The sequence below is a fragment of the Kineococcus indalonis genome, assembly GCF_009906395.1.
GTDB lineage: Bacteria > Actinomycetota > Actinomycetes > Actinomycetales > Kineococcaceae > Kineococcus > Kineococcus indalonis.
The window spans coordinates 1-1,291 of the sequence record NZ_JAAALM010000781.1 but is presented as its reverse complement, the minus strand read 5'-3'; the positions used below and the strand labels follow the sequence as shown (position 1 = coordinate 1,291).

Here is a 1,291-nt window from a genome sequence, read left to right as displayed (position 1 = left end):
ACGCGCTGCTGGCCGGGGTGGCCGACGCCTCCGCCGCGCCGGGCGACCTGCTGGCGGTGTCCACCGACCGCTCCGGCACGCCCCCCGGCACCGCCGCCTCGGTGGTGGTGCGCCCGCGCACGGCCGCGGAGGTGCAGCACGTGCTGCGCTGGTGCACCGCCACCGGCACGCCCGTGGTGCCGCGCGGGGCGGGCAGCGGGCTGGCCGGGGCGGCCGTCGCCGAGGCCGGCGGGGTGGTGCTGGACCTGAGCCGCATGGACCGGATCGTGGAGCTGGACCCCGCCGAGCAGGTCGCCGTCGTCGAGCCGGGCGTGGTCACCGCCGACCTGGACGCCGCGGCGGCCGCGCACGGGCTGATGTTCGCCCCCGACCCCGGCAGCGTCGGCACCTCCACCGTCGGCGGGAACATCGCCACCAACGCCGGCGGCCTGCGCGGGGCGAAGTACGGCGTCACCCGCGACGCCGTCCTCGGCCTGGACGTCGTGCTCGCCGACGGGCGGCTGATCAGCGTGGGCCGGCGCACCGTCAAGGGCGTCACCGGCTACGACCTGGTGTCCCTGTTCACCGGTTCGGAGGGCACCCTGGGCGTGGTGGTGCGCGCCACCGTGCGGCTGCTGCCGCGCCCGGAGCGGATCGCCACGGCCGCCGCGTTCTTCGCCACCGTGGAGGACGCCGCCGGCGCCGCCGCCGCGATCACCGCCTCGGGGGTGCGCCCGCTGCTGCTCGAGCTCGTCGACGGCCCCGTGCTCGCCGCGATCGACGCCGCGCGCGGCAGCGACCTCGCCGCGCGCGGCGGGGCGTTCCTGCTGGTGCAGACCGACGGCGCCGCGGCGGAGCGGGAGCTGGAGCGGCTGGTGCGGGTGGTGCGCCCCTTCGCCTCCTCGGTCGAGACCGCCGGGGACCCCGCGGAGGTGGACCGCCTGGTCGCCGCGCGCCGCGACGCGCTGCCCTCGCTGGAGCGGCTGGGCCGGCTGCTCATCGAGGACGTCGCCGTGCCGCGCTCGCGGCTGCCGGAGGCGGTGCGGGGCGTGAAGGAGGCCGGCGCCCGGCACGGCGTGCCGGTGTACGTCGTCGCCCACGCCGGCGACGGCAACCTGCACCCGGTGCTGCTGCTGGAGGGCGACGACGGCGGCACCGGCGTCCCGCCGGCCGCGCAGCGCGCCGCCGACGACATCTTCGCGCTGGCGCTGGAGCTGGGCGGTACCGTCACCGGCGAGCACGGGGTCGGGACGCTCAAGCTCGCCCACGCCGCGCGCGAGCTCGGCGAGGACGTGCTGGGCCTGTCGCAGCA

At 78.9% G+C, this 1,291-nt stretch carries 1 protein-coding gene; it reads left to right on the top strand.

All coding sequences use genetic code 11. The features are described from left to right. Nucleotides 1-5: 5 nt before the first annotated feature. A partial coding sequence (locus GTR00_RS21070) for an FAD-binding oxidoreductase (RefSeq protein WP_166613467.1) occupies nt 6-1,291 on the top strand: 1,286 nt, incomplete at its 3' end.